Here is a 1,105-nt window from a genome sequence, read left to right as displayed (position 1 = left end):
AATACGTATAAGACCGAAAAATATAACACAAATTTACCTACGGAGGCATCACTTTCCCTCTCCTTTTACCATCTTGTGACCCTTGTAGCCAATCTATTGATGAGAAATTGCACCTCAGCGTCATATCTTGCTGAAACATGGTCACTTTACACTCAATAAACTAGCAAAATTGTAGATCTTCTGGTCAGCAGGAAAAGGCAAGTTATAATGCCTGCAATTTCATGGATGCATTATTTAACTTGGAAATGCCGATTATGACTAAATCACAAAACGTAGACCCAGCAGAAATCAAAAAATTCGAAGACATGGCGTCGCGCTGGTGGGATCTAGAAGGCGAGTTTAAGCCACTACATCAAATCAACCCACTGCGCCTAAATTACGTTCTAGAGAAAACCGAAGGCCTATTTGGCAAAAAAGTTCTCGATGTTGGCTGCGGTGGCGGTATTTTGGCTGAGAGCATGGCCGTTGAAGGTGCGCTAGTCACTGGTTTAGATATGGGTAAAGAACCGCTAGAAGTCGCTCGTCTGCATGCATTAGAAACCGGCACCAAGCTTGATTACATTCAAAGCACCATTGAAGATCATGCTGAGCAAAACCCACAAACTTACGATGTGGTGACCTGCATGGAAATGCTAGAGCACGTACCAGACCCACAGTCGGTTATCTCGGCTTGTTCAAAGTTGGTTAAACCGGGCGGCCATGTGTTCTTCTCGACATTGAACCGTAACTTTAAGTCTTACCTATTCGCTATAGTAGGTGCAGAAAAGCTACTTAAGATTGTCCCAGAAGGTACTCACGACCACGAAAAGTTCATTCGCCCAGCGGAACTTATCAAGATGATAGACAACACTCCGCTGCAAGAATTGGGGATTACAGGACTGCACTACAACCCGTTAACGGACACTTATCGTTTGGGCACAAATGTAGATGTTAACTACATAGTCCACACGCAAAATCTCACCCAATAACTATTAATATCCCCAGCTTAAAATCTTTTAGAAAAAGACGATTGAAAAGAGTTGTAATTAACATAACTTTACGACTTTTTTCAGTCTAAATTTCGTGCGCTCGCTTCCATTTTGACCACCTAGATTTAATTTTAATC

Annotated in this window: 1 protein-coding gene; it reads left to right on the top strand. The window is 42.1% G+C overall.

What is annotated here, in order from left to right:
* Window positions 1-221 precede the first annotated feature (221 nt).
* Complete coding sequence (gene ubiG, locus AB4653_RS26875; RefSeq protein ID WP_065680458.1) at window positions 222-968, top strand: bifunctional 2-polyprenyl-6-hydroxyphenol methylase/3-demethylubiquinol 3-O-methyltransferase UbiG; 747 nt, start codon at window positions 222-224, stop codon at window positions 966-968.
* The last annotated feature ends 137 nt before the right edge of the window (window positions 969-1,105 follow it).

Origin of the sequence: Vibrio sp. 10N.222.48.A3, from assembly GCF_041475345.1 — a bacterium.
Lineage (GTDB): Bacteria > Pseudomonadota > Gammaproteobacteria > Enterobacterales > Vibrionaceae > Vibrio > Vibrio tasmaniensis_A.
Note: the sequence above shows the minus strand (reverse complement) of the source record. Positions and strands in the feature narration are given on the sequence as shown.